Below are 26,335 nucleotides of genomic sequence, written 5' to 3'. Positions count from 1 at the left end.
TATCTCTTTGAAAGTCCTTCTTCTTGATTTAGGAAAAATAATTCGTGGTGGGCAGCGACAAGTCTTTTATTTGGCTCGATACCTCAAACAAACTGCGGGAGTGGAACCAATAGTGGTCACTCCTCAAGGGGCGCCACTTGAAGCAATCCTTAAAGAAGTTGGAATCCGTTGCTTCACGCTGCCCTCAGGGTGTGACTGGAATCTTTTCAATATATACCGGTTTATTCATATCGTTTCTTCTGAAAAACCGGATATAGTGCATACCAATGATGCGAAAGGAGCATCTCTCGCTGCTCTTGCCAAAATGTACCTTGGCAATTTTAAACTTATCCATAGCAGAAGAGTTTCATACCCTTTGAAGACTGGATGGAGTCGGAAAAAATACCTATACGGAGATGCGCTCGTCGCAGTCAGTAAAGAGATTCAACAAATACTTATACGCTGTGAAATCCCAAGAGAAAAAACAACGACAATCCACAGTGGCATTGATGCTACACTGTACTCCAAAGAAAAGCATGAGCACCGCCTCTTAACTATCGGCGCAGTTGGAGCCCTCAGTACGCAAAAGGGATTCGAAGTTCTTATTGAAGCCTTGGCTGAACTGAAAAAAAAGAAGACTCTTCCAGATTGGCAATGTCTTATCGCCGGGGATGGGCCTCTTTTACAGCAATTGAAAATCAGGGCAGATGAATTAGAACTCACGGGATCAATCATTTTTCTAGGCTATAAAGACAGCAAGGAAGTTTTACCTGAAATTGATATTCTTGCCGTCCCTTCAATTGATGGAGAAGGATCTAACGCCGTGATCAAGGAAGGCTGGGCCTCCGGCACTCCCGTGATTACTTCTGATCTCCAGTCGAACCTTGAACTTGTTACGCATGAGCAGGATGGCTTGATCTTCCAAAACCGTGACGCCAAGGATTTAGCTTTGGCAATCGTACGGCTTATAGAGGACAAACAACTTTCTGATAAATTGATCGAAAACGGTTCAATTACAATAAATGGCTTCACTGACATTACAATGGCTGAGAGATATATGCACCTTTATCAGAAACTCGTCTCTTAAAATCGCCTATTTTTAGAAGTGGGTCTAAGAAACTGGACCACAGTATAAGGTGGACATATGATAGCCGAAGGAGGCTTTTCGATGTCCAAGAAGAGAAGAAGATTTACTGCTGAATTCAAAGCCCGTGTAGCCCTCGACGCTTTGTCTGGCGAGCACACACTTTCCGAGCTGGCCAGCAAGTATGGAGTTCACACCAACCAGATATCCACGTGGAAACGACAAGCCAAAGAAGGTATTGTCGCGTCATTTTCTGGCAAGGCAGAGAAGAGCCAGCAAATGGACGATGCACATATCAAGGATCTGCACGCTAAGATCGGCCAACTTCTGATCGAGAAGGATTTTTTGCAACAAGCCTTCGCCAAAATCTGAGCTGCGAGCGAAGGCGTGAAGTCGTCGACAAAGAGCATCCACAACTCAGCGTCCGGCGACAATGCAGAATCCTCAAACTGCAACGCTCAACATACTATTATCAGCCGATTGGCGAATCATCGTATAACTTGGAGTTGATGAAACGCATCGACGAGTTGTTCATGGAGCTACCATTTTTCGGCTCACGCCAGATGCGCAACATTCTGCGGGATGAAGGGCATCTGGTTGGCCGTGGTCGTGTGAGACGACTTATGCGCAAGATGGGCTTGATGGCGATTTACCAAAAACCGAGGACGAGTGATCCTCATCCACAGCACAAAATATATCCGTATTTGTTGCGGAACATGAAGATCACAAAGCCAAATCAAGTTTGGTGTACCGACATTACTTACATTCCGATGAAACGAGGCTTCTTGTATCTCGTGGCAATCATGGATTGGCATAGCCGGGCAGTATTGTCGTGGCGTTTGTCGAATACGATGGAGGCCGACTTTTGTGTCGTAGCTTTGGAGGATGCGATCAACCGTTATGGAGAACCTGAGATATTCAACACAGACCAGGGGAGCCAGTTCACCAGCTATGAATTCACAAAGACTCTGCGGGATGCTGGCATCCGCATTTCAATGGATGGCCGAGGACGCTGGATGGATAACGTCATGATCGAACGACTCTGGAAGTCTTTGAAATACGAATGTGTCTACTTGCGGGAACTGGAGACAGGAAGTGAGCTGCGGAGTGCCTTGGCCTGGTGGTTTAACTTCTACAATAATCGGCGTCCTCATAAGACCTTTGACGGACGCAAGCCGATGGAGATATATCAAAGCGGTCCCATCCCAGAGGGGGTACCCCCTCTGGGATGGACCCACAAGGCGGCGTAACACGTAAAACTGTCCACCTTAAATTCGCCGCTCAGTGGTCCGATAAAGTGAACCCACTTCTTTTTGTTCCGTCTAATCTAGAAAGAGTATTAGCAAAACTCACAATCAAGAAGCAGATGTGAAAAATAGCCGACAACAAAAGCGACATAAAAAAGAACGAAAAGCTTGAGCCCTTCCCCTCCCAAAATAACAGCTGGTACAACAATGATAGGCAATGGAACAACCACCATAGCCCACCATGTATGTGTCCATCCCCTATGTGACCCCATAGGTGGCAGCATTGCAAAAAGGCCGAGCCAAGAAGCCCATAAATAATGCTGTTGTAGTATGAACCCCAGATCAACAATTGCAAAAATCAAATAATAAAGGCGTTGACCTTTCGAATCAGTGTCTACATCCGGGAAAAGCGCTCCAAGCAGACAAAAGCCAATTAAACCCAAAGCCAGTAACGGCGTAAGTAGTAGCCAGCCAAGAAGTGTCACGCCCACAAGCCCCATCACAGCAAAAAACAGTCCCCCCGCCAGATGTCCTTTATAACCGGGCATCCGATTATGAGCCTAAAGGGCGCGTAGAGAATACTAACATTGGCCGTCTCTCATTTTGCCGACACTTCTCAAAACGAACTGACATGCTTCTTCATAAAGATTATCCACTTCATAGGGAGCTAAAAAACGGGTACGAACAGCACCAACAATATTGGCATACACCATAAATGCTGTTTGGGTGACAGGTAGTGGACAAATGGATTGATCATCAATTCCTTGTGTTAAAATATCCTCAATAAGATTGATAAGCTCCATAAACTTTTTGCCAATCCTCCCCCTATCAAGCTCAGGGTTATCATCACTAAAGGGCGAACAACGAATCATGGTTGGAAAAGTTTTTGCGTGTGTCACAGTAAAGTCGAGATATGCTCTCACAAAAGTCCCTAAGGCCTCACAGCCTGAGGCACTTTGAGCAATCTTCCCCCTGAGATCTTCGATCATTACGTCAATAAGGTCACTTCCAGCCTCCATAAAGAGGTTTTCCTTGTTATCAAAATAATGAAAAACCAACCCTGACGCCACCCCAGCTTCCACTGCAATCATTTTCATGGTTGTACCCGCGTAACCACATCGTGCAAAAAGCTCCTGGGCTGCATTCAGTATCAGTTCTTTCTTTGACATCCACTATCCTTTCTGACTCTCAACGAGCTAAAAAAACTTTTTTGACCAGCATATATGGCATATTTTCACGGTCATAATTACATAATATGAGTCAAAGCTTTCTTCAAGTTGTATTATACGAGCGTATCTCAAGAACAAAAAAAGGCGAGATTATAACAATCTCGCCTTTTCAAATTTATCAAACAAGAATTACATAGAATCTGAAGACTGCAATTCTTCAATTTGCTTATCGATCGCCTTTTGCAGCTTGTCTGGCAGCCCCATAATGTCGGTATTCAAAAAACCTCTCACAATGGTAGACGTTGCTTCATCTTCATCCATCCCACGAGCCATGAGATATTCAATTTCCTCTTGCGCAATCTTGCCAACAGACGCCTCATGAGAAAGCTCGACACCTTCGGCAGTTCCATCAAGTTCTGGAATCGCCCAGATACGGCCATCTCCCAAAATAAGCCCCTGGCATTCCAAGTGTCCTTTACTTGGCACATGACTGGCGGCGATATGCCCTCTATTGATAATGGTCCCACCACTTGCAATAGTTCTGGCAATAATCTCACACCGAGTATGTGGCGCGTTCATAATAACGCGATTCCCCATATCCAAATGAGACCCCTCTGATGCGACAACAACAGAATTGAAACGCGCCACAGAGTGAGGACCATTCAATGTGATAGCTGGGTACATTTGCAAGTCTTTGACTGGTTTTAGCAGCACATAATTAGAAAGGAATTTACCGCCCTCTTCTACCACTCCGGCAGAGCGCGGACGCACGGCTACGCTTTCACCCCAATTATGAACCATGGTAAAAGTCAAGGAAGCATTTTTTTTGACAAAGAATTCAGAAATACCAAGATGAGCACCAGCCTTGGTCCCATGTGCAACGGAACATCCTGTTATGATATGAGCCTCTGCACCTTCTTCTATGATGACAATGTTATGAACATTTTGCCCAACCTGCTCAGATTTGAGCATAAGGCATGATTGAATGGGGTCTTTGATTTTCGCACCAGCCTTGACGCGAATAAAATACCCACCATGCAAATTGTCATCGGCAGATTGAGTGAACTCATCCTTATCCCGATCAACCAACTTCCAGAAATACTCTTTCAGGCCATCATATTTCTTCAGGGCGTCCTTGATATCCATAATTTCGACGTTATCGTCTTTGGATTGACAGTGAACTGCGGACTGATCCATTTGAAGATACGATGCGGAACGCATATCCAGGTCAGAGACAACCCCTGCCATGAGAAGTTGATCCTGATCTTCAGCAGACAATGCTGTTAAATCAGATAAAGCCTGCTGCTCAAATCCATCAAATTTATATTCGGAAAGATCTACTTTACTCATCGTACTGACTCCTTATGCGATGCTAGTTCATACAACGCACGCATTCCTGATAGCCGTGCTGACGAATGTGATCGAGAATATCGCGAGGTCTTCCTTCGCAGCACAAATGCCCTTTATAGAGTACTTGACCACGATCGGCGTTAACATAGTCGAGAATATAGCCTGTATGTGTGATGATCAACCCGGCTGTCTTGGTTTGGGCTTTGCGTTCCTTGAGGCTCAAATCCGGGGCAACATTGTAATTACCATCTAAAACATCGCGAGCTACCCGACCAACGAGTTGCATATTCTCCATATCGACACCGGATTCCGGCTCATCAAAAAGAACAAGATCCGGCTGTTGTGCCATCAACTGTAACAGTTCCGAACGCTTTATTTCTCCACCAGAAAAACCGGCATTGATATCGCGATCAAGGAATTCAGTCATATTCACTATCTCAGCGAGCAAGTCAGGATCAACATTACCTTTGCGAGAACACATTTTGACCAAATGTCGAGTTCTCAGACCGTGAATGGTCGGCGGGCGTTGAAAGGACATGCCCACACCCAGCCTAGCTCGCTCATACATAGGAGCTTCAGTAATGTCTTCGCCTTTGAAAAAGATTTTTCCCTGAGTTATCTCATACCCATTAAACCCCATAAGGGTCATAAGTAGAGAGGTCTTGCCTGAGCCATTGGGACCGAACAGTATAAAGGTCTCACCTTCCCTGATTTCCAGGTTGATCCCTTCAAGAACCTGTTTATCACCGATATTGACATGCAAGTCTTCAATCGTCAGCATGTATTCCCTCACTTTGAATCAATGTGCGAACAGGTCTTCTACTGAAGCCTGTTATGGAAGTCCAGTCAATCGTATTGGCCAGGACAGGAACACGAGGTACAAATCCGCTTTTTCTAGATAAGTACCCAAATGATAAACGCAACATCGGAATGGAGAAAATATATGGGAAAAAAAAATAAAATCAAAAACCTTGGTGACCTGAAAGCACTCAATTTTAAGAAAGAGAACAAAGATGCCTACTCTCTCCCTTATGAAAAAAAAGAACGCCCAAGAGAGTCGCCTGAACCGGATGATCATGCTGATGAAGCCTTGTTCTTTTCGGCTATGCAGGGAGTCAAACAAATGGATGGAACCCAGGGAAGACAAATATCACCCCAGACAAACTCTTCATGCTCTTCAGTTGACCTAGATCCTGAAGAAAAAGTCAAAAGAGATTTACAGAGCTTCCTTCGAGGGGCTTTTGAATTTGAGCTCGAATATACGGAAGATTTTATGTATGGATATGTGCGGGGTCTTGATATCAAAACATTTCAGCAACTCAAAGCTGGATCATTTGATATTTCTGCAAGCCTCGACATGCATGGAATGACGACAGTTCAAGCTCATGAAAAATTGCTTTCATTTATGCAAGAAAATCATCGGCAAGATAATAGATGTGTCTTGGTAGTGACAGGTAAAGGAATCAACTCGCCAGGAGGACAATCGGTCCTTCGACGAGAAACGGAGTCTTGGCTGACACACGATCCCCTTAAACAGGTTGTTTTGGCTTTTTGCACAGCACAACCCAAACATGGAGGGGCTGGGGCAATCTACATTCTTCTGAGAAAACAAAAAAAGACTGAAGGGAAAATAGCTTGGGATAAAACGTTTAACAGGGAAGAAATGAGCTAAAAAAAACGGCCTTCACGCACATGAAGGCCGTTTTTTTATGCATAAGCAGCAACTGAATCTTCTTGTGGCGAAAGATGGTCTGCGCCCCCTCCCATACCAGCCAGTTCTTTGGCAATGGCAAGTTCTTCTGCTGAGAATATCTTATTGATATCAATTATGATGATAAACTGTTCATTCTGACGCCCCATACCCTTAATATACTCTGCATTGATTGCCGCCCCCATCTTGGGAGCAGGCTCAATGGTATCCGGCATCATTTCAAAAACTTCTCTCACAGAATCCACAAGAGCCCCCATAACGGTGAACTCTCCATCAAACTCAATTTCAACAATGATAATACATGTATCAACAGTATCTTCACCCTTGGACATGCCTAATTTAAGCCGCATGTCTACCACAGGGACAGCATGGCCTCTGAGATTAATGACTCCCCTCATGAATTCCGGAGTGCGAGGTATTTTAGTGATAGATGTCAATTCGAGAACTTCCCTGACAGTCCCAATATCAAGGGCGAAGATCTCTTTTCCCAAGGTAAACGTCAAAAATTGATTGATATCTTTCAGGGCTTCATCGGCCATGGTACTCTCCCCGTATTAATTACGAATTCTCAGTTGGAGTACGCCCATTGGTTACTGCCTACCTAAAAAAAAGCATACACCACCGAGCGTTCTAGACTTATTTATACGCAGATGAGAAAAAACACCATTATAATCAGCCATATTTTTATTTTTAGTCAAAAGAAAATAAGAACACAACTCAACTCTATGATGTATATTTCTTTGAAAAAACACGCTGTTGAATTTTTTTTCTAAAAAAGGGATTGACAATCATACGCCACACAGATAGTTACTCCCCTCGACGTCGGGATGTAGCGCAGCTTGGGAGCGCACTTGAATGGGGTTCAAGGGGTCGAAGGTTCAAATCCTTTCATCCCGACCAACAATGAAATACCCCGCTGGACTGACTGAGTCAGTCCAGCGTTTCATTGAAACACAGCAAAGAAGCTGACGTAGCTCAATCGGTAGAGCGCGTCCTTGGTAAGGACGAGGTAGGCAGTTCAATCCTGCTCGTCAGCTCCAGATATTAAAACGCCGTCTCATTGAGCGGCGTTTTTTCGTGCCACACTTATTTTTGTTGTTGATTTCTTCCCACGATTAACGTAGCAAGCTTACTCTGTAAGAGTTAGAGTAAATTTTATCATAATCTCCTGTTAATTTGCTGACGTAGCTCAATCGGTAGAGCGCATCCTTGGTAAGGATGAGGTAGGCAGTTCAATCCTGCTCGTCAGCTCCAGAATACTCAAAGACCAGTCAACTACTGACTGGTCTTTTTTTATTTAATAAAATTGGCCGTTTTTTTTACATAGACCATTGTCGATTGGACCTCGACCTGAATTTATTGAACAAATTCATTCATGGTATCAAAGATTGCGTGCCCTTTATCCCGACGTTCCAAAACAAGCACATCTTCTAACTTCACGACTTGTTTGACCATCTGATCCAGCCGAGGTTCAATATTCACGAGTAACCAGATTTTACTTCTTTTCCCCCCATTCACAGGCATACAGGCAATGCCTTCTACATTATATGCTCTTCTGGCGAACAACCCACAAATATGGGACATGACACCCGGATGATTACTCACTGTCAACTCAAGTACCGTTTGTCTAGTCATTACTATACCCTCCTATCATTTCCGAATTTGCTGCTCCTGGAGGAACCATTGGATAAACAGGAGCATCCGGGCTCACCGGGACATGTATCAATGCAGGTCCTGTCTTTGAAAATGCTTCAATCAATAGAGCAATAGGATCGTCTGTTGTGGAGAAATCATAAGTCGCAACGCCAAACCCCTTTGCTATCTGAATAAAATCAACTTTCTGAGTATAATCAGATGCATAATAGCGTTTACCATAAAATAGATCCTGCTGTTGCCGCACAAGTCCGAGAGCATTATTATTAGTCAGGATAATCTTAACATTCACCCCTTGTTCCATGGCTGTCGCAAGATCTTGAATATTCATCATGATGGACCCATCTCCACTAAAACAAAGAATCAACTTTTCTGGTTCAGCCAAGGAGGCTCCAATGGCGGCAGGGAGTCCAAAGCCCATTGTTCCCAACCCTCCAGAAGTCAACCACTGCCTTGGGTATTTGAAAGGATATGCTTGAGCTGTCCTCATCTGGTGTTGCCCAACATCGGTACAAACGATAGCCTTTTCTCCTGCTAATTCTGCAGCTTTAATAATGACACCATAGGGAGAACTCGGATTTTCGGAATCCGGAATAATCATAGGATTCTCTTCTTTCAGACTCTTTACCTGAAGCAGCCATTGCTCTCTATCCTTCTTCACAACAAGAGGGGCAAGTGCTTTTAAAACACTCCCAACATCACCAGTAACTGTTGCGTGAGCATTTTTTATTTTGTCCAATTCACTCGGATCTATATCAATGTGAATTATCTTTGCCTGTGGGCAAAATGAAGGCACGCGTCCTGTTGCACGATCATCAAAACGAACACCAACAGCGATTAGCAAATCACACTCCTCAAGAGCCAAATTTGTATATCGCGCTGCATGCATGCCAAGCATACCCAAATTTAATTGATGATCATCCGGGATGAGCCCCAACCCCATTAATGTTAACGCTGATGGAATATTCCCCTTTTCTGCCAAGAAAAGAGCTGCATCTGACGCTTCGGACTGGATAACACCTCCACCAAGATATAAAATTGGTTTTATGGACTTATTTATCATCATGGCGGCACGCTCAACTTCTGCCAAAATCAATTCCGGTTCACTGTCTTTCTTTCCGGGCAAAGGCCATTCATCAAATTCCATGATTGCGGATTGAATATCTTTGGGGATATCAATAACAACAGGCCCAGGCCTTCCGGAAGATGCTATACGAAAGGCATCAGGAATGACGTCAAAAAGGTCCTCTGGAGAACGAACAAGAAAGTTATGCTTTGTAATAGGAACACTCAGTCCATAGGTATCAACTTCTTGAAAAGCGTCGGTACCAATCATGGAAAGAGGAACTTGACCTGTAATGCAAATAACAGGAATAGAATCAAGTTTGGCATCAGCGATGGCTGTCAACGTATTTGTCGCCCCCGGTCCTGATGTCGCAAAAAAAACAGCAGGCTCACCGGTCACCCGAGCGATCCCCTGAGCAATGAACCCTGCTCCTTGCTCGTGCCGGGCAAGCACATGGCGAATATTTTTACTCCTACTCAGAGCATCATACATTGGCAGATTTGCTCCACCAGGAATCCCTGCGATAACTTTGACACCCTGACGTTCCAAAAGTTTGATGATGATTTCAGCGCCACTCATTTGCATGTCGAACCTCCTGAGGTCCCATCTGTCTCCGGCGAGTGCAAAACAAAACCCCCGCCGGTTGCACCGACGGGGGTTAAGAAACATCCTGATTTTATTCTACAATCCCACTAAAGTGCGTCCTTTATGACATCACCTACTACTACGTCTACGACGACGACTGTGCTTACAGATAGAAGCACATTAAGAATAGTTCTGGTGTCAAAAACAGACATATGAAATCACCTTTGTGAATTGTTTATAGTTTTTTAAACAAATGAATAAGTTTCCGTCAAGCAAATAAGAAATGAATTATTTTTTTTCTGAAAAAAATTTTAGACAAGTTTTATGAATATAGACACTCTCAAGACTAAACTCGATCCACAACAACCCAGAAGACAAGAGCCCCCACTCCGAGTCGAATCACATGACCGATATTGAAATGGTATCCCCAATCAATAAGAAACATCGCTAATAGACTTACAATATAAGCAATAATAATAATTTTACGCCAAATATTAAGTTTCAATAAATCCATTCAAGACCTCACAAATAGGAAAGACTGTATAAAACATGAAAGATAGAATCATTTCATTGCATACTACAGCTTGTCAATTCACTGAGCAAATCAACTTTACGAACTCCCCTACTTCGTTTCACCATCATCTTCTTTCGTCAATGCCATAAGCATCTCACCGAGCTTTTTCAATTTGGCATTGACCATACCATTGATACTTTTCTTAGGATAATCTCCATTTTTGCCTTTTACTCCAGCAGGAACACCAGTCAAGAGTTCGACCCCCTCATCAACTGTCTTCACTGCCCAAATGTGGAAATCACCGGCTTTAACAGCATCTATTACTTCATCTCGTACCATGAGATCCTTAATATTGGGGTGTGGAATCATGACCCCTTGATCACCCGTGAGGCCAGCACTCTTGCAGCAGAGATAGAAGCCTTCTATCTTCTCGTTAACGCCACCAATTGGTTGTATTTCACCATATTGATTGACAGACCCAGTTACGGCTATATTTTGTTTGAGAGGTGTCTCCGACAAACTGGATAGAATTGCGTAAAGCTCCGTAGAAGAGGCGGAATCCCCATCAATTCCTCCGTATGACTGCTCAAAAGCAATACTCGCAGCAAGAGAAAGAGGTTTGTCCTGAGCGAAACGACTTCTTAAAAAACCGGCAAGAATCAACATTCCTTTATTATGTGTTGGACCTGACATTTCAGCTTCACGTTCGATGTTGATGATCCCCTCCTTCCCCAAAGACGTGACAGCAGTAATTCGTGATGGTCTTCCAAATGCATAATCGCCCATGGAATACACAGCCAATCCATTGACCTGACCAACGACAGCTCCCTTCGTCTCAACCAGAAGACTCCCTCTGTCGATCATCTCCTGAAGCCGTTCTTCAACTTGGTTAGAACGATAAATCTTGCCACGTATAGCCTCTTTGACATGAGAAGCATTGACCTGCTCCACTTCATCTTTCATGGCGTAATAATTGGATTCACTCAAAAGATCCGCCATACTGGGGAATGCCGTAGAAATTTTTTCCTGCCGACCTGCCCATCTCACCGCTTCTTCCATAACAGCACCAAGGGCACTGGCGTCAAAAGGCTTCAATCCGCATTTATCAACTTCAGACCGAATAAATCGAGCGATTTGCAACACCGAATCATCCGAGATGTTCATACTTGATTCATAATCTGCCCGTATCTTAAAAATTTTCGGAACATCTTCATCATAATATTTTAACATCATGTATAAATAAGGACTGCCAAGGACGACAACCTTAACCTCCATATCAATAGGCTCCGGCTTTAACCCTGTAGCACTTATAAAATAGTAAGGATCAAATGTCTCAATCTCGATTTGCTCGGTTTTAAGAGAGCGTTTGAGAGTTTGCCAAACCCCTGGTTCATATATGGCATCCATTAAATTGATTACGAGATAGCCACCGTTGGCCTTGACAAAAGATCCTGCTTTAATCTTTGTATAATCAGTATGCCATCCCCCTGTTCTATCTTGTACCCGCTCTATACTTCCAAAAAGATTTCTGTATGTTGGATATGATTCAACAATGATCGGAGGTCCTACTAATTCTGAATTGTCAACCAATAAATTCACTTGGTATGGTTGAAATACCATTTCAGCCGAAGGCCCCGCAAACATCATTCCCGGAAGAGGACCTTGTTGTCCTGTCGACCCCAAAGCTTTGATACTCTCAAGGTCATCGGCCATATGTTCAAGAACAGAGTCCAGATAAGTTAACGTCTTCTTATCCGAATATTTTGCTTTAAGAGGTTGAAGAAAATCCTGAGCCAGTGCGGTGAACATTAATCGATCAACCTCTTCGTGCTTTTTCCCTACATCCTTTTGAATCAATTTCAATTCTTGCACAATCGAATCAATTTCTTCCTTCAACTCCAATCTTTTTTGTTGAAGACGCACAAACTCATCTTTAGGAAACCGACCATTCTCGACCATCTCTTCCAATTCAATCATTCGCTTGGGTTCCCCATCAACCAAAGGAACCACATCAGGCCGTTGTATTGGCCCCATCTGCATCCTTACAACAACCAGCCCAGTATCCTTAACTTGGTCTTCGATGGCCTTATAAAAACTCATAACTTTTTTTTCATGAGCTTCAGCAATTTGATTTTTGCGTGCTATATATTCTTCACTTTCGAAAAGCTGTGGAGCTTCTCTCTTCACGGTATCCAGAAAATCCTGCATATCCTTTTTGAAATGTCCTCCCTCTCCAGCTTCAAAACGCAGTTGAATAGGGGCCTCTGGTGATTTAAAATTATTAACATAACAGATATCATCTGGCGTTCTGTTTTTGTCTGTCATTTCGTCAAGGAGCTTTTTCACGGAAGACAATCGGCCTATCCCGGGCTGCCCTGTCACAAAAATATTATATCCTTTTTTATGCATTCCCATACCAAAGCGAAATGCTTCCACACCCCTTTTTTGCCCAATAATCTCGGTTTGTGGTTCAAGATCATCAGTTGTTGCAATTTTTAGGATTTTGGGATCAAGGGTCCACTTGAGTTTCTCAATAGGAACTTCTGCATGTATTCTCTTTGGCATTGATTCATCCCCCTGTCTTATTTCTTTGTAATGGTAACATGTTGCCCACTTTGATCAGGGCATTTGGGCAGTCGAACTTCAAGCACCCCCTGTGAATACGATGCTTGAACTTTTTCAGGCTGAATGACACAGGGTAACTTGATTTCTTTTTTTAATGTTTCCGATTGTGTTATACCAAGACTGCGTTCAATCATTTTCGTTGAGATGATCAATCGACGATCAAGCACCGAAACATCGACATCGTCAGGGTTTATGGTTCCAAGCTCTAACCGAACGACAAGGGTTTTCTCTTCTTCGAAAAATTCAAGATCACCCGAAATTCGACAAAACTGAACTGGAAGATCAAAATCAGTGCAGAGTTCATCGAACATTTTATCCATATCCTGTCGCATACGGCTAATTTCATTATGACTCCACCATTTCAAGTTGGCCATGGAAGCAAAACCTCCTAAGTCTGTGCCGCCCTGACGAGCGATTGAGTACTGAATCCTTCCTATCAATAGGCAATAAATTATCACACAATTCTGAATAACGACAAGGGGCCTATCGAATAAATCGATAGGCCCCTACGAAACACTCTAAAAAAAAAGATCAAAGTCTTCGAAATAAATTCGAAATAGCCAGAATCACAAATCCCGTAGAGACAAGCCAGAAAGGTCTTACAAGATCTTCCAAGGCCGGGACTGACATCACATCCAATTGAATAAGAATACCAAGTAGGCCAACGATGACGCCGATGATCCAGGTGATCAACTGCGGTGCGCTCAAGTTCATTATATTGGGCTCCCTTACTTCAACGATTCGACAGTTCGCTGCTATTTCAACTTTTCCAGCAACAATTCCGCTTCCGCCCTTGGAAGCGGCTTGGCATAGAGATAGCCTTGTCCATAATCGCATTGCAAGGAATAAAGCAAATCACGTTGCCGTTCTGTTTCTATTCCCTCAGCAACAACTCTTAATCTGAGACTATGAGCCATATTGACAATAGCCCTAATAATTTCAATATTCTCTGGTGACTTCTCCATTCTTCGTACAAAACTTAGATCAATTTTCAGTTGATCCATGGGGAATTTTTGCAAATAGCTCATAGAGGAATACCCTGTCCCAAAATCATCAATAGAAAGCATCAGCCCAAGGGATTTCAAGAGATTCAACCGATTGGTTGATTCCATGGCATCCCCCATGACAACGGTTTCAGTGATCTCCAACTTCAGGTTCCCTGGAGGCAACCCCGATCGATCAAGTATCGACTCCACTTCGGCAACAAGCGTTGCCTCGGCAAACTGTTTTGCGGAGATATTAACCGCCATAGTGAGGCTTTCCGCTCCTTGATGTGTCGATCTCCAATGACTGAGTGTTGAACATGCATCCTCAAGAATTTGCCTCCCCAATTCGACAATAAGGCCCGTTTCTTCAGCTACCGGAATAAACTCTCCTGGATTAACCAAACCACGTTCAGGATGGACCCAACGGGCCAGAGCTTCGAATCCATAAAGTGAACCGTCTGCCAAATTCACTATAGGTTGAAAGAAAGCCTCGAATTCCTTTTCCTTTAAAGCTCTTTTCAGATCACTTTCCACAGCGATGACATTAACAATTCCCTCACGCATTTTAGGAGAGTATTCTGCATAGCGATTTTTCCCCTTCTCTTTCGCCTTGTACATTGCCAACTGAGCATTATGAACAAGTTCATCTTTGTTGAGGAGACTACTACGAGCTGCTTCAAAACCGAAACTGGCAGTAATAGGAAAGTCAATACCATCAATAACAAATGGTTGACTAAAACACTCTTTGATATCTTTCACCAGGCTTCGCGCATCATCTTTACGATCAATTTGTTCAAAAAGAATCACAAACTCATCCCCGCCAAAACGGGCCAGCGTATCAGTAGGTCGGATGCGTTCCCTCAACCTCACACTAACGTTGACCAGGACCTTATCACCTACGGAATGCCCGTAATGATCATTGATGGCCTGAAACCGATCAAGATTGATAAAAAGCAACCCAAAGACCTTTTCCTGACCAACAGCTCTGTCAAGAGCCCTATTTACCCGATCAAGAAACAGTGCCCTGTTGGGTAACCCTGTCAATGGATCATGAAGAGAGCTATGCTTGAGTTGTTGCTCCATTTGTTTGCGGCTGGTCACGTCGCGTATATTTGTCCGTATTCCTAAAGGAGCACCGTTTTCATTTTCAATGGTATGCTTAATAAGACTCACCCAGCGCACGCGAGCATCTCTATGATTAATGCGAAAATCTATCGCCTGCTCTTCTCCGGATGTTTTGTCTGACATATAGTTATGCCAGGCAAGCAAATCATCTCTGTGTATAATACGCTCAACAAAATCAGGATTTTCCAGGAATTTATCCGGTGGGTAACCGCTAATGCGTTCACAAGCCGGAGAGACATAAATTGGACTGCCGTCAGTATCAATCCAACTTTCCCAGTCATAATTGTAGTCCGCGACCATACGATACCGCTGCTCAGAATCCTGAAGAGCCAAACGAGAGGACTCCAACTCTTCAATAGTCTTCTCCAACCGGCGAGTTGTCTCTTCCAAAGTTCTTTTATTTCGATGCAACTCTGCAAAGGTGTGAACTTTCCCTCGCAATATCTCCGGTTCGACTGGCTTGAAAAGATAATCGACTGCACCAAGCTCGTACCCCCGAAAGACATGGCGCTGTTCCTTACTTATTGCCGTGATAAAGATAAGGGGTATGTTGTAGGTCTGTTCCATGCTGCGGAACTTTTCTGCCAATTCAAAACCGTCCATCCCAGGCATCATGACATCAAAAAGCGCGACGGCAAAATCATTCCCTTCAATCAATTCGAGAGCTTCTTCACCAGACTGAGCCATGACCAAGTTAATATCTTCATCACGCAGGATACCCTGGATAAGTTTCAAATTGATCCTTTCATCATCGACAGCGAGTATATCTACAGAATAATTCATTTTACCCCTGAAAGGTCAGCTCAATATGATTGGTCGGAATCTACTCATTTGGTAGACTAGCAAAACCTTGATCGAATTTGTTTTATAATTATACTCAATTTAGCAAGACCACTACTGTCATTTTCATTTATTTGACAAAGACTCTCTCTAAATATATTTCCCACAATCTGATTTGCTAAGGAGAACCATATGCCTGAGAAAAAAGCACGTTTCAAAGAAACCCTCGATGAATGCCATGAATGGCCATGCCCATACGTATTTAAATTTATAGTTCCGAGTGAAAACCTTCAACTTATCAAGGATTTTTTCCCAGAAAACGAAAGTAGAAACAAAAAAAATACCAAGACTGGCAAATATACCAGTGTGACAGCCGAGGTCCATGCATACTCCAGCAAAGAGGTCATGGATATCTACGAAAAAGTATCCATAGTTCCTGGTATCATGTCCCTCTAATAATTAAAATATCCTTTTCACTTTCCCGACAAAGCCGACTATTTTAGTCGGTTTTCTTATTTACTGGCTTTACACTGTCCTCCTCTGAACTTACATTAGATTAACCATATTACCAGCGACATAAAGCCGTTCATGGTATAGTATTCACATTTATATAAATAGTTTTATTATCTCAGGAGAATATCATGTGGGAATACACCGACAAGGTTAAAGATCATTTTTTGAACCCCAGAAATGCAGGAAAGCTTGATGACGCTGATGGCATTGGAGAAGTAGGTTCTCTTGCCTGCGGAGACGCGTTGACTCTTTATATCAAGGTTAATGATGGAATAATAACAGACGCTAAATTTCAGACTTTTGGCTGTGCGAGTGCAATAGCCTCCAGCTCAGCTCTCACCGAAATGCTTATTGGAATGCCTGTTGATAAGGCTGAAGAGCTGACCAACAAGGACATTGCCGAGTTCCTTGGTGGACTTCCACGCGAGAAGATGCACTGCTCCGTGATGGGACAGGAAGCATTGGATCAAGCTTTGAAGAACATGCGCGGTGAAGCACCACCTCAAGCAGAACATTCTCACGAAGGAGAACTGATCTGTGAATGCTTTGGAATCTTTGATGAAGAAATACTCCGTGCGATCAAAGAAAATGATCTCAAGACAGTTGAAGATATAACAAACTTTACCAAGGCTGGCGGCGGGTGCGGAAAATGCGTGGATGATTTGGCCAGACTTCTTGCAGAATCCCGCGGTGAAGGAGTCTGTGAACCCCCTTCCACCGAATCGGCATTTCCGGCTCAAGGCTTGACGAATATTCAACGCATGCATCTCATCGAATCTGTTATTGATGAAGAAGTGAGACCTCTCCTGCAGGCTGATGGCGGAGATATCAGCCTCATAGATATCAATAAAGATGAAGTCGTGGTAAAATTCATGGGGATGTGTTCCAACTGCCCATCAAGCCAACTGACCTTGAATAATCTTGTCGAAGGAAAACTCAAGGAGAAAGTTGACCCATCTATCACGGTTCAGGAGGCATAGGAAAATGAAAACCATCTATATGGATAACAATGCAACGACTCAAGTTGATCCAGCCGTATTTGATGAAATAAAGCCTTTCTTTTCAGAATTGTACGGAAATCCGTCATCAATGCATCGCTTTGGAGGACAAGTAGGAGGACGAATTGCAGAAGCAAGGCAACAGGTAGCCGACCTCCTCGGCTGTTCACCTGAAGAGATCATTTTTACTTCGTGTGGGTCAGAATCAGACAACACCGCCATACGCTCAGCACTGAATGCGCAGCCTGATAAAAAACACATTATTACGACCCGCGTCGAACACCCAGCTGTTCTCAGTCTGTGCAAATTCCTCGCAAAAAAAGACGGCTATGAGGTCACATATCTCGGCACAGATGAGCACGGTCGCCTTGACCTTGATGAATACAGAAAAAGTATTCGAAAGGACACAGCCATCATTTCCATTATGTGGGCGAATAATGAAACAGGCAACATATATCCTATTGAAGAAATGGCGCGTATAGCCAAAGAATATGGGGTCATATTTCACACAGACGCAGTTCAAGCTGTCGGTAAGGTTTCCATCGACCTGCATTCTGCTCCTATCGACATGCTTTCTCTCTCCGGTCACAAGCTCCATGCTCCCAAAGGAGTCGGTGCCTTGTTTGTCAGAAAACGTCTCCCTTTTCGACCATTTCTTATTGGAGGCCATCAGGAACGTAGTCGTCGGGCCGGAACAGAAAATACAACGGGCATCATCGCTCTTGGCAAGGCTTGCCAACTGGCCATGCAACACATGGAGAAGGAAAAGACTGAGGTCAAACAACTGAGAGACAAGCTGGAATCAGGGCTCCTTGCAAGCATTCCCGACTCTATTTTGAATGGAGACAAAGAAAGCCGCCTTCCCAATACATCCAACATCTCATTTGGATATGTTGAAGGCGAAGCCATCCTGCTCATGATGGATCAACTCGGAATATGTGCAAGCTCTGGTTCCGCATGTACTTCAGGAAGCCTTGAACCGTCTCATGTCCTTCGTGCCATGGGGATTCCTTTTACCTTTGCACATGGTTCAATTCGATTCAGCTTGAGTCGATTCAATACAAATGAAGAGATTGATTTCGTACTGGAAAGCATGCCAGATCTTATTAAAAACCTACGTAAGCTTTCTCCTTTCTCCGCTGAAAAAATGGCTCCTGCCTGCACAAAGAGTTTTTCGGAGTAATATTATGAAGATAGCAAAAGATATGACTGAATTGATAGGGAGAACCCCTTTAGTTCAACTCAACAAGCTTTCCAACGGACTCGACGCGACCTTAGTAGCCAAACTCGAATTCAATAATCCATGTGGTTCGGTCAAAGACAGAATAGCTCTCAGTATGATTGAACACGCTATCAAAGAAGGACTTATCGATGAAGAAACCGTCCTCATTGAGCCGACAAGCGGCAATACCGGAATAGGGCTTGCCTTCATCTGCGCAGTAAAGGGACTTCGCCTTATACTGACGATGCCTGAATCCATGAGTATTGAACGCCGTAAACTCCTCAAAGGATTCGGTGCAGAACTCGTCTTGACCCCCGCACAAACCGGTATGACAGGTGCCATAGCCAAAGCTGAAACACTGGTTGCTGAACACACAAATGCGTTCATGCCCATGCAGTTCAAAAACCCGGCCAATCCTGAAATGCACCGCATAACTACAGGAGTGGAAATTTGGGACGACACAGATGGACAGGTTGACATCTTCGTTGCAGGTGTCGGAACCGGTGGAACGATTACCGGAGTGGCAGAGATTTTAAAAGAAAAGAAACCAGGACTTATGGCCGTTGCTGTCGAACCGACAGCGTCCCCGGTACTTTCGGGAGGAACTCCCGGCCCCCACATGATTCAAGGAATAGGTGCCGGTTTTATTCCAGAAACAATGGACACAAAAATCGTTGATGAAGTCATCACAATAGATAATGAAACAGCTTTTGAAATGGCAAAACAATTGATCAGCCAAGAAGGTATCCTTTGTGGCATTTCCTCAGGAGCAAATTGCGCTGCCGCCATTGAATTGGCAAAACGTGAAGAGAACGCAGGAAAAATGATCGTTTTTATAGCCTGTGACACAGGGGAAAGATATCTTAGCACCCCACTGTTCGATTAATGAGGCAACAATGACAGAAGATGATTACACCCTAGCCGATGTGGTTGCCCTGCTCGTTGAATCGGGCGACAGTGGTCCGATATCACATAGATATTCCGAAGATGTTCCTATGCCATCAGTCGAGATGCTTTCTTCTATTGTGGAAGATCTTCGCTGTGTTCTCTTCCCCGGATATTATGGACCGTCTGAGATTACTCCAGATACCATGCCCTATTATATCGGAGCCACGCTTGATCGAGTTGAACGCCAACTCACAGACCAAATTAACCGTGGTTATTGTTTTGTTTGTGACAAAAATCAAATTGACCGCTGCCACGATTGTGAAACTCGTTCACGTGCAATGGCAAGAGCCTTTGTTAGAAGTCTCCCTTCTATAAGGGCACTTCTTCTCACAGATGTCGAAGCAGCATATGACGGAGACCCTGCTGCCAAGACCCATGGAGAGACCATATTCTGCTACCCCTCTATTAGGGCGATGACCAACCACCGAATTGCTCATGAGCTCTATAAGCTTGGGGTAGATATCATCCCGAGGATCATAGGAGAAATGGCTCATTCCGACACTGGAATTGACATTCACCCTGGTGCAACTATTGGCAAAAGCTTCTTTATGGACCACGGCACCGGAACAGTCATAGGTGAGACGTGCATTATCGGCGACAATGTCCGTGTTTACCAAGGTGTCACCTTAGGAGCCAAGAGTTTTCCCAAAGGCGAAGATGAGAGACTTATAAAAGGCTTACCACGGCACCCTTTGGTAGAAGACGATGTTATCATCTACGCAGGTGCAACTATCTTGGGTAGAATAACTATTGGGAAAGGCGCTGTAATCGGCGGCAACGTATGGATTACTCGAGATGTCCCAGTGGGAGCACAAGTGATTCAGTCCAGAGCAATGGAGCAATCCTTTGTTGATGGAGGCGGTATATAACACCCCTGCTATCCAGACAGAAAAAAGGGAAGAGAGTTTTGTGCTCTCTTCCCTTTTTTCTGTCTGGGCATTAAGATTATTATCTTTCTAATTCAGCAACAAGATCAGCGATAGGTTTGCCATTAGGTGTCTTGGCGAATTTATCTATTTCCAGAACCTTTTTCCATGCTTTGAGGGCATTTGACTTATCATTCAAATCATGGAGATAGACTATTCCCATATTGAATCGGGAAACGACATGGGTAGGATCTAAAGCGACAGCTTGACTAAACGCATTGACTGCCTTCTCAAATTGCTTTGTACGTCGGTACATAACGCCAAGGTCAGACCATACCCCAATATTCATAGGTTTCAACTCAAGGGCTTTTTCATAAGCAGAGACAGCCTGTTGAGGGAGGTCATGATCAAAGCAAAAATTACCAAGCTTGATCCAAGCTTCCGCATTCGTCGGATTTGCATTGGCTTGCCCTTCAAGTTTCGCCAATGCTTGGGGATCCGCTGTATGTGGCTTCGCTTGCTGAGTAGAAGCAACTGGAGCACCAGTCGAAGGCAGTGCTTTCCCCTGACCGAGATAGAGCATAGTTGCTGTATTACCTATAAAAATGCCAGCGAAGAGTGCCAATACAACAAAAAGAGAGCATGAGGACCTTTTGATATAACTCTTTTTGACTTCTTCCATTTCCCGTTGTTTTTTATGAACACCCATTTTGATTCCTTTTATTCATTTTTTCTGTTGTGCGGCTCAGTCTGATTCATAACAAATACTCTGAAACTAGACTAGTCTGAACCAGCTCCAAATTCGTGTAAAAATGGCGTAACCCTTGACTTCCTGTGCGGGTTATAACAATCTACTGCGATTCATTTGAGCTGATACAATTATTCATAGAAATATATTTTTCCGGAGGACTAGCCCCCCATGAGTGACTATAAGAAAACCCTGCTTCTGCCTAAAACCCAATTCCCAATGAAAGCCAATCTCAAGCAACGGGAGCCTGAGATGTTGAAATTTTGGGAGGACACAGAAGCATATGAAAAAATGGTTGCGGCAAGCGATTCAAAAAAAGAATACGTCCTTCATGATGGTCCTCCATATGCAAATGGCCATATTCACATGGGCACAGCGCTCAACAAAGTGCTCAAGGATATCGTTATCAAATCTCGCAATATACAAGGGCAACAAGCTCAATATGTACCGGGCTGGGACTGCCATGGACTTCCTATTGAACATAAGGTCGAACAGGAACTTAAAAAAAAGAATAAAGAACTCGACACACTGACTATTCGTAAAATCTGTCGATCCTACGCTGCAAAATGGCTTGATACGCAACGAAAAGAGTTTAAACGCCTTGGGGTCTTAGGTGTGTGGGAAACACCGTACATGACCATGAATCCGGAATACGAAGCAGCGACAGCTCGTGAACTCGGGAAATTCATGGAACGCGATGGTGTTGTCAGGGGAAAGAAGCCTATTTATTGGTGTTGTGATTGCCGTACAGCTTTAGCCGAGGCGGAAGTTGAGTATGAAGACCACACCTCTCCATCCATCTATGTTCGTTTTCCATTGGCGGATGAAAACGCTCAGAAATTAGGTAATATTGATATTTCCAGACTGTATATTGCCATCTGGACAACCACACCATGGACAATCCCAGATAATATGGGAGTGGCTGTACATCCTGATTTTGACTACGCCATTGTAAAGTCAAATAATGATTTTTATATTCTCGCTGAGGGCCTACTCGAAGAATGTTCGGCCAAATTCGGCTGGGAATCCCCTGAAATCATCAAAACAATTCGCGGTGCCGAACTTGAAGGGCTTCAAGCCAAACATCCAATATACAACCGCCCTTCTCCTATTGTTTTGGCCGACTATGTCACACTTGAAACCGGTACGGGCTGCGTTCATACCGCTCCAGGACATGGACGAGAGGATTTTGAGACAGGACTCAAATATAGATTGGAAGTGTACTCTCCCATGAATGATCGTGGAGAATTTCTGCCCGAAGTAGAATTTTTCTCAGGATTGAACGTATGGGAAGCAAACCCTGCTGTTATCAAAAAACTGACTGACATTGGTAACCTGCTCGCTTCCGAAGACATCTCTCACTCCTACCCTCACTGCTGGAGATGTAAAAAACCGGTCATCTTTCGTGCGACGACACAGTGGTTTGTCGGCATGGATGAAAATAGTCTCCGCGACCGCTCATTGGATGCCATACGGAATAAGGTTGATTGGATCCCTGGCTGGGGTGAAGAACGCATTTACAACATGGTAAAGAATCGCCCGGATTGGTGCATTTCTCGTCAACGGAATTGGGGTGTTCCCATTTCCGCCCTGATTTGTGAAGATTGCGATGAGACATGGTTCGATGCGCAATGGGTCTATGATATATGCGATAAGTATGCGTCGCACGAAACAGGATGTGACTACTGGTTTGAAGCGCCAATCGAGGAGATAGTTCCAGAAGGATTGACATGCTCCAAGTGCGGCGGCACTCACTGGAAGCGGGAGACAGATATACTGGATGTCTGGTTCGACTCTGGAACCAGCTACGCCGCAGTTGTCGAACAACGCCCCGAAACTCGTTTCCCCGCAGATTTATATCTTGAGGGTTCAGATCAACATCGAGGCTGGTTCCACAGCTCGCTTCTTGCATCCATGGGAACACGTGATGTTCCACCTTACAAGACAGTACTCACCCATGGGTATGTTGTCGATTCCGAAGGACGCAAGATGTCAAAATCGATTGGCAATGTCATTGCACCCCAAGAAATCATAGATAAATATGGTGCTGAAATTCTGCGTATGTGGGTCTCTGCTTCCAATTATCAAGAAGATATTCGTATATCCGATGAAACCCTGAACAGACTTGTAGACGCTTACCGGCGTATCCGAAATACCTGTAGATACTTGTTGTCAAACCTGAATGATTTTGACCCTCAAAAGAAAGTTGCGGCCAACGATCTGCTGCCACTTGATAAATATGCTCTTGATATGGTGTCCAGACATCACGCTGAAATACAAAATGCGTACAAGAGTTTTGAATTCCACAAAGTTTACCACACGCTTCACAACCTTTGTGTTGTAGATCTTTCTGCCTTTTATCTCGATATCATCAAAGACCGGCTCTATGTGGAGGAAGAAAGTGGCCTCAAACGTCGCTCTGCGCAGACTGTACTTTGGCAGATTTTGCTCATGCTCCTGCAAGACATGGCCCCTATTCTCTCCTTTACGGCCGAAGAAGCTTTCCAGAGTATGTCAGATGCCATTAAAGGAGCTCTTGACCAGACAAAAACAGTCTTCGCTCTCAGATATTCCCCCGACTCTGTCGATCTCAAAGAGTCGGAGCTTGCAGACTGGGAAAAGCTGACAATGATCCGTAGCGTGGTAAACAAGGCAATCGAACCTAATCGCAAAAACGGCGTTGTTGGTAAATCTCTTGATGCTCAGGTTACTCTTTACGCATCTGAAGATATCCATAGACTTATTTATTCAGAAACTCTGGATGAACAAGAATTCTTCATTGTCTCAAAAGTAATAATGGCACATCTTGAGGATGCCCCAACCGATGCGTACGAAGATGAAGAGGTGCCAGAACTGAAAGTTTCCGTTGAAGCCGCACCTGGAGGCAAATGCGAACGCTGCTGGCGCATAACAGAAGAGTTGGGCACAGATCCCAGCTTTCCGGACGCATGTCCACGCTGTTCTCAGGTTCTTAAAACAGTCGCCTAAGGTTTTTCATGCACCGCTACAAGCTTGCTTCCTTTTGGGCCATAGCTGTGATCATACTTGATCAAGCAACCAAATTATGGATTTCCTCTGCCATGGAAGTATGGACTGGAAAAACCATTATACCGGAATTCTTCAATTTGGTTCATGTCCTCAATAGAGGGGCCGCTTGGGGATTCCTTGATAGTGACACGATCAGTTGGCAACGCCCTTTGTTTATTGTTGTTACTTTTATTGCCCTTGGCTTCATCGGATTTATGCTCAAGACTACTGAACCATCTGATAAATGGATGGTCAGCGGTCTTGGGCTTATTACTGGAGGAGCTGTGGGGAATCTGATTGACAGGATTCATCTCGGAGTCGTTGTCGATTTTCTGGATTTCTATTTGGGCACTCATCATTGGCCCGCTTTTAATATTGCAGATTGCGCACTGACTCTCGGTGCAGGTTGCATACTTCTCTCAATGTTTTACAACAAACGCAAAGGGACATCGCAGTAGATCCCCTTTTGTGCGTAGGAGTTTTCCGATGTTCCCAGACTACTCAGCTTTGACTTCAAACCAATTGATCTCCATAGCTACAGCAGTCCTTCTCTGTTTTTCTTTTACAGTATGGACCATACTTGATGCATGGAAACGAGACTTTGAATCAACGAATGAAAAAGTTCTTTGGATTCAAATCTGTATTTTTGTTCCAATCCTTGGTTCTCTGGCGTACCTTTCACTTGGAAGAAAAAGGGGGAGAAAAAGAACATGATCAAATCGTATCAATACTCTTCAGTTGCTATAGCGATCTTCCTGTTAGTTCTATTCACAGGGTGTGTTTCAAAAACAGATGTTGAAACACTCCAAATCGAACGACGGCAGGATCTTAACAGAATCAAACAGCTTGAAGCCGAACTCCAAGAATCAAAACAACTGCTCAAAGAAGATATTGAAAAATCACAGACACCTGTGAGGCAAAAAACTGCAGATATGTGGGCAGAAATGCAATCCCTTCGAAGCGACATAGCCCGCATCAGAGGTGACCTTGATACCCTCAACATTCGTATGGATCGCCAAATAGGAGCTTCAGACTCATCAGTCAGCCTTACCTCTCTCAATAAACAACTGAATGAAATTGAGTTTATTCTTGAAAATCAACTCCAAGTTGACCTTTCAAAAGTCAGAGAAGAGCGTTCCACAAAATTAGCCCCTCATGTTACAGAGGCGGAACCTCAAAGCTCCAATGCGACTATGCAGCCACAAAAATCAATTCATGAATCACAGCCACCGGTTCAAAAAGAACAAGAAGAGAATGATCCGGCAAAAGCCCTTTATGATAAAGCTTATGCTCTCTACAAAGAAGGACTTTTTGAAAAAGCCCGTTCATATTGGGCTGAATTCACAGATACTTTTCAAGGGCATGCATTTTCTGCCAGTGCTACTTTTTGGCAGGGACAATGCTATTATAAACTTAAGGATTATGCTCGGGCTGCGATCCTCTTTGAAGATGTCATTGAAAAACACAAGAAAAGTTCAAAATACAAATCGGCTTTACTCAAAGCAGGCTATTCCTGGAGCTACTTAGGGAAACCTGAATTGGCAAAAATGCGTATGGAAGAAATAATCGATAAATTCCCTCAATCAGTTGAAGCAACCCAAGCCAAGCGCTTCTTAGACAAAACAAAATAATCGGTGGAGCTTGCGATGCTTTGCCCTGCTATGCAATACTTATTCAATCAAGGTGTCCAATGAAAGAAGTTGTCAAAGGTTTTAGAAAAATAGTTTATCTCTCATTTCCACCAGAAGTCTCTGGCCGTCCTGTTGTTTGCAATCTGACTCGTCTCTTTGATCTTAGTTTTAACCTTCTGAAAGCAGATATCAGCCCTCGACATGAAGGAACTATGACACTGGAGTTGACTGGCCTGGAAGAAGATTTTCATAAAGGTATTGGATATCTGAAAGAGAATGGGGTCAGAATAACCCCTGTTGCTCACAAAATCTTTCGCAATGAAGAGTCATGTATCCATTGTGGTATCTGCACTGCGATGTGCCCAACAGATGCCCTCATCCTTGAGGCGAGTGATAGAACAATTCTATTTGATGTTGAGAAATGTTCTGCCTGTGGAATGTGTACTCGTGTCTGTCCGGTAAAGGCAATGACCCTCGACCTGGATGACAACAAATAAGCTCCGGGGGC

General features: G+C 43.9%; 26 protein-coding genes and 3 tRNA genes. 16 read left to right on the top strand and 13 right to left on the bottom strand.

The genetic code is table 11. The features are described 5' to 3' along the window. Positions 1 to 7: 7 nt before the first annotated feature. Both BN4_RS02160 and BN4_RS17615 read left to right on the top strand, forming a co-directional pair. Positions 8 to 1,066 (top strand): glycosyltransferase family 4 protein, encoded by a 1,059-nt coding sequence (locus BN4_RS02160; RefSeq protein WP_015413707.1) that lies wholly within the window; start codon positions 8 to 10, stop codon positions 1,064 to 1,066. Positions 1,067 to 1,147: 81 nt separating this feature from the next. After that, positions 1,148 to 2,313 (top strand): IS3 family transposase gene (locus BN4_RS17615; protein WP_407635864.1). Its coding sequence is split into 2 segments (ribosomal slippage): positions 1,148 to 1,423 and positions 1,426 to 2,313, totalling 1,164 coding nucleotides; the frame shifts between segments, so codons are not numbered across the junction. Between the two features lie 89 nt (positions 2,314 to 2,402). On the opposite strand, the gene BN4_RS02145 is transcribed toward BN4_RS17615, so the two are convergent. The 4 genes from BN4_RS02145 to BN4_RS02130 form a co-directional block, all read right to left on the bottom strand. Then, positions 2,403 to 2,858 (bottom strand): metal-dependent hydrolase, encoded by a 456-nt coding sequence (locus BN4_RS02145; protein WP_015413704.1) that lies wholly within the window; start codon positions 2,856 to 2,858, stop codon positions 2,403 to 2,405. 33 nt (positions 2,859 to 2,891) lie between these two features. Beyond that, positions 2,892 to 3,479: a TetR/AcrR family transcriptional regulator gene (locus tag BN4_RS02140; RefSeq protein ID WP_015413703.1), complete on the bottom strand. Its 588-nt coding sequence runs from the start codon at positions 3,477 to 3,479 to the stop codon at positions 2,892 to 2,894. Positions 3,480 to 3,668: 189 nt separating this feature from the next. Continuing rightward, positions 3,669 to 4,829 carry a SufB/SufD family protein gene (locus tag BN4_RS02135; RefSeq protein WP_015413702.1) on the bottom strand — a complete coding sequence of 387 codons (1,161 nt, stop codon included), beginning with the start codon at positions 4,827 to 4,829 and terminating at the stop codon, positions 3,669 to 3,671. A 22-nt stretch (positions 4,830 to 4,851) separates the two neighbouring features. After that, the gene (locus tag BN4_RS02130; protein WP_015413701.1) at positions 4,852 to 5,610 is read right to left on the bottom strand and encodes an ABC transporter ATP-binding protein; all 759 of its coding nucleotides are present in this window, start codon (positions 5,608 to 5,610) and stop codon (positions 4,852 to 4,854) included. A gap of 162 nt (positions 5,611 to 5,772) precedes the next feature. On the opposite strand from BN4_RS02130, the gene BN4_RS02125 reads away from it, so the two are divergent. Further along, entirely contained in the window at positions 5,773 to 6,501 is a 729-nt protein-coding gene (locus BN4_RS02125; RefSeq protein ID WP_015413700.1) for a Smr/MutS family protein, read from the top strand. A 35-nt stretch (positions 6,502 to 6,536) separates the two neighbouring features. Here the strand turns inward: BN4_RS02125 and BN4_RS02120 are convergent, their stop codons facing one another. Continuing rightward, on the bottom strand, positions 6,537 to 7,079 hold the full coding sequence (locus tag BN4_RS02120; RefSeq protein ID WP_015413699.1) for a chemotaxis protein CheW: 543 nt from the start codon (positions 7,077 to 7,079) through the stop codon (positions 6,537 to 6,539). Between the two features lie 284 nt (positions 7,080 to 7,363). On the opposite strand from BN4_RS02120, the gene BN4_RS02115 reads away from it, so the two are divergent. The 3 genes from BN4_RS02115 (at position 7,364) to BN4_RS02105 (ending at position 7,794) form a co-directional block, all read left to right on the top strand. Beyond that, a tRNA-Pro gene (locus tag BN4_RS02115) sits at positions 7,364 to 7,440 on the top strand. A gap of 64 nt (positions 7,441 to 7,504) precedes the next feature. Beyond that, positions 7,505 to 7,580, top strand: a tRNA-Thr gene (locus BN4_RS02110). Between the two features lie 138 nt (positions 7,581 to 7,718). Beyond that, positions 7,719 to 7,794 (top strand) — tRNA-Thr (locus BN4_RS02105). A 102-nt stretch (positions 7,795 to 7,896) separates the two neighbouring features. Here the strand turns inward: BN4_RS02105 and ilvN are convergent. The 7 genes from ilvN to BN4_RS02075 all read right to left on the bottom strand — a co-directional run bounded on the left by ilvN (position 7,897) and on the right by BN4_RS02075 (position 15,877). Next, entirely contained in the window at positions 7,897 to 8,175 is a 279-nt protein-coding gene (gene ilvN, locus BN4_RS02100; RefSeq protein WP_015413698.1) for an acetolactate synthase small subunit, read from the bottom strand. Continuing rightward, positions 8,168 to 9,844, bottom strand: a complete 1,677-nt coding sequence (ilvB, locus tag BN4_RS02095; RefSeq protein WP_015413697.1) for an acetolactate synthase large subunit — start codon at positions 9,842 to 9,844, stop codon at positions 8,168 to 8,170. Before ilvB ends, ilvN begins: the two co-directional genes overlap by 8 nt. Before the next feature lie 346 nt (positions 9,845 to 10,190). Continuing rightward, complete coding sequence (locus tag BN4_RS18205) at positions 10,191 to 10,358, bottom strand: SpoIIIAC/SpoIIIAD family protein (protein WP_015413696.1); 168 nt, start codon at positions 10,356 to 10,358, stop codon at positions 10,191 to 10,193. A 108-nt stretch (positions 10,359 to 10,466) separates the two neighbouring features. After that, positions 10,467 to 12,923 (bottom strand): Lon protease family protein, encoded by a 2,457-nt coding sequence (locus BN4_RS02090; protein WP_015413695.1) that lies wholly within the window; start codon positions 12,921 to 12,923, stop codon positions 10,467 to 10,469. 17 nt (positions 12,924 to 12,940) lie between these two features. After that, complete coding sequence (locus BN4_RS02085; RefSeq protein ID WP_015413694.1) at positions 12,941 to 13,357, bottom strand: Hsp20/alpha crystallin family protein; 417 nt, start codon at positions 13,355 to 13,357, stop codon at positions 12,941 to 12,943. 157 nt (positions 13,358 to 13,514) lie between these two features. After that, entirely contained in the window at positions 13,515 to 13,697 is a 183-nt protein-coding gene (locus tag BN4_RS02080) for a hypothetical protein (protein ID WP_041720086.1), read from the bottom strand. A 41-nt stretch (positions 13,698 to 13,738) separates the two neighbouring features. Then, on the bottom strand, positions 13,739 to 15,877 hold the full coding sequence (locus tag BN4_RS02075; RefSeq protein ID WP_015413693.1) for a two-component system response regulator: 2,139 nt from the start codon (positions 15,875 to 15,877) through the stop codon (positions 13,739 to 13,741). A gap of 189 nt (positions 15,878 to 16,066) precedes the next feature. Here BN4_RS02075 and BN4_RS02070 point away from each other — a divergent pair, with 189 nt between their 5' ends. From BN4_RS02070 to epsC, 5 genes are all read left to right on the top strand, one after another. Beyond that, on the top strand, positions 16,067 to 16,330 hold the full coding sequence (locus BN4_RS02070; protein WP_015413692.1) for a DUF493 family protein: 264 nt from the start codon (positions 16,067 to 16,069) through the stop codon (positions 16,328 to 16,330). Positions 16,331 to 16,515: 185 nt separating this feature from the next. After that, a complete protein-coding gene (nifU, locus tag BN4_RS02065) occupies positions 16,516 to 17,367 on the top strand; it encodes a Fe-S cluster assembly protein NifU (protein ID WP_015413691.1) in 852 nt (283 codons plus the stop codon). Between the two features lie 4 nt (positions 17,368 to 17,371). Next, a complete protein-coding gene (nifS, locus tag BN4_RS02060; RefSeq protein WP_015413690.1) occupies positions 17,372 to 18,568 on the top strand; it encodes a cysteine desulfurase NifS in 1,197 nt (398 codons plus the stop codon). Positions 18,569 to 18,572: 4 nt separating this feature from the next. Beyond that, positions 18,573 to 19,493: a cysteine synthase A gene (gene cysK / locus BN4_RS02055; protein WP_015413689.1), complete on the top strand. Its 921-nt coding sequence runs from the start codon at positions 18,573 to 18,575 to the stop codon at positions 19,491 to 19,493. 10 nt (positions 19,494 to 19,503) lie between these two features. After that, positions 19,504 to 20,424, top strand: coding sequence for a serine O-acetyltransferase EpsC (gene epsC, locus BN4_RS02050; protein ID WP_015413688.1), 921 nt, complete (start codon positions 19,504 to 19,506; stop codon positions 20,422 to 20,424). 79 nt (positions 20,425 to 20,503) lie between these two features. Here the strand turns inward: epsC and BN4_RS02045 are convergent, their stop codons facing one another. Continuing rightward, positions 20,504 to 21,130 (bottom strand): tetratricopeptide repeat protein, encoded by a 627-nt coding sequence (locus BN4_RS02045; RefSeq protein WP_015413687.1) that lies wholly within the window; start codon positions 21,128 to 21,130, stop codon positions 20,504 to 20,506. 210 nt (positions 21,131 to 21,340) lie between these two features. Here BN4_RS02045 and ileS point away from each other — a divergent pair, with 210 nt between their 5' ends. Genes ileS through BN4_RS02020 form a run of 5 tightly spaced genes read left to right on the top strand, consistent with a single transcriptional unit; the run spans position 21,341 to position 26,324 of the window. Beyond that, the gene (ileS, locus tag BN4_RS02040; protein ID WP_015413686.1) at positions 21,341 to 24,157 is read left to right on the top strand and encodes an isoleucine--tRNA ligase; all 2,817 of its coding nucleotides are present in this window, start codon (positions 21,341 to 21,343) and stop codon (positions 24,155 to 24,157) included. A gap of 8 nt (positions 24,158 to 24,165) precedes the next feature. Beyond that, positions 24,166 to 24,654, top strand: coding sequence for a signal peptidase II (gene lspA, locus BN4_RS02035; protein ID WP_015413685.1), 489 nt, complete (start codon positions 24,166 to 24,168; stop codon positions 24,652 to 24,654). A 28-nt stretch (positions 24,655 to 24,682) separates the two neighbouring features. Next, positions 24,683 to 24,910, top strand: a complete 228-nt coding sequence (locus BN4_RS02030; RefSeq protein WP_041720085.1) for a PLD nuclease N-terminal domain-containing protein — start codon at positions 24,683 to 24,685, stop codon at positions 24,908 to 24,910. Then, complete coding sequence (locus BN4_RS02025) at positions 24,907 to 25,827, top strand: tetratricopeptide repeat protein (protein ID WP_015413684.1); 921 nt, start codon at positions 24,907 to 24,909, stop codon at positions 25,825 to 25,827. The genes BN4_RS02030 and BN4_RS02025 overlap by 4 nt, the downstream gene beginning before the upstream one ends. Positions 25,828 to 25,886: 59 nt before the next feature. Next, on the top strand, positions 25,887 to 26,324 hold the full coding sequence (locus BN4_RS02020; RefSeq protein ID WP_015413683.1) for an NIL domain-containing protein: 438 nt from the start codon (positions 25,887 to 25,889) through the stop codon (positions 26,322 to 26,324). Positions 26,325 to 26,335 lie beyond the last annotated feature (11 nt).

It is taken from the genome of Pseudodesulfovibrio piezophilus C1TLV30 (assembly GCF_000341895.1).
Lineage (GTDB): Bacteria > Desulfobacterota > Desulfovibrionia > Desulfovibrionales > Desulfovibrionaceae > Pseudodesulfovibrio > Pseudodesulfovibrio piezophilus.
Note: the sequence above shows the minus strand (reverse complement) of the source record. Positions and strands in the feature narration are given on the sequence as shown.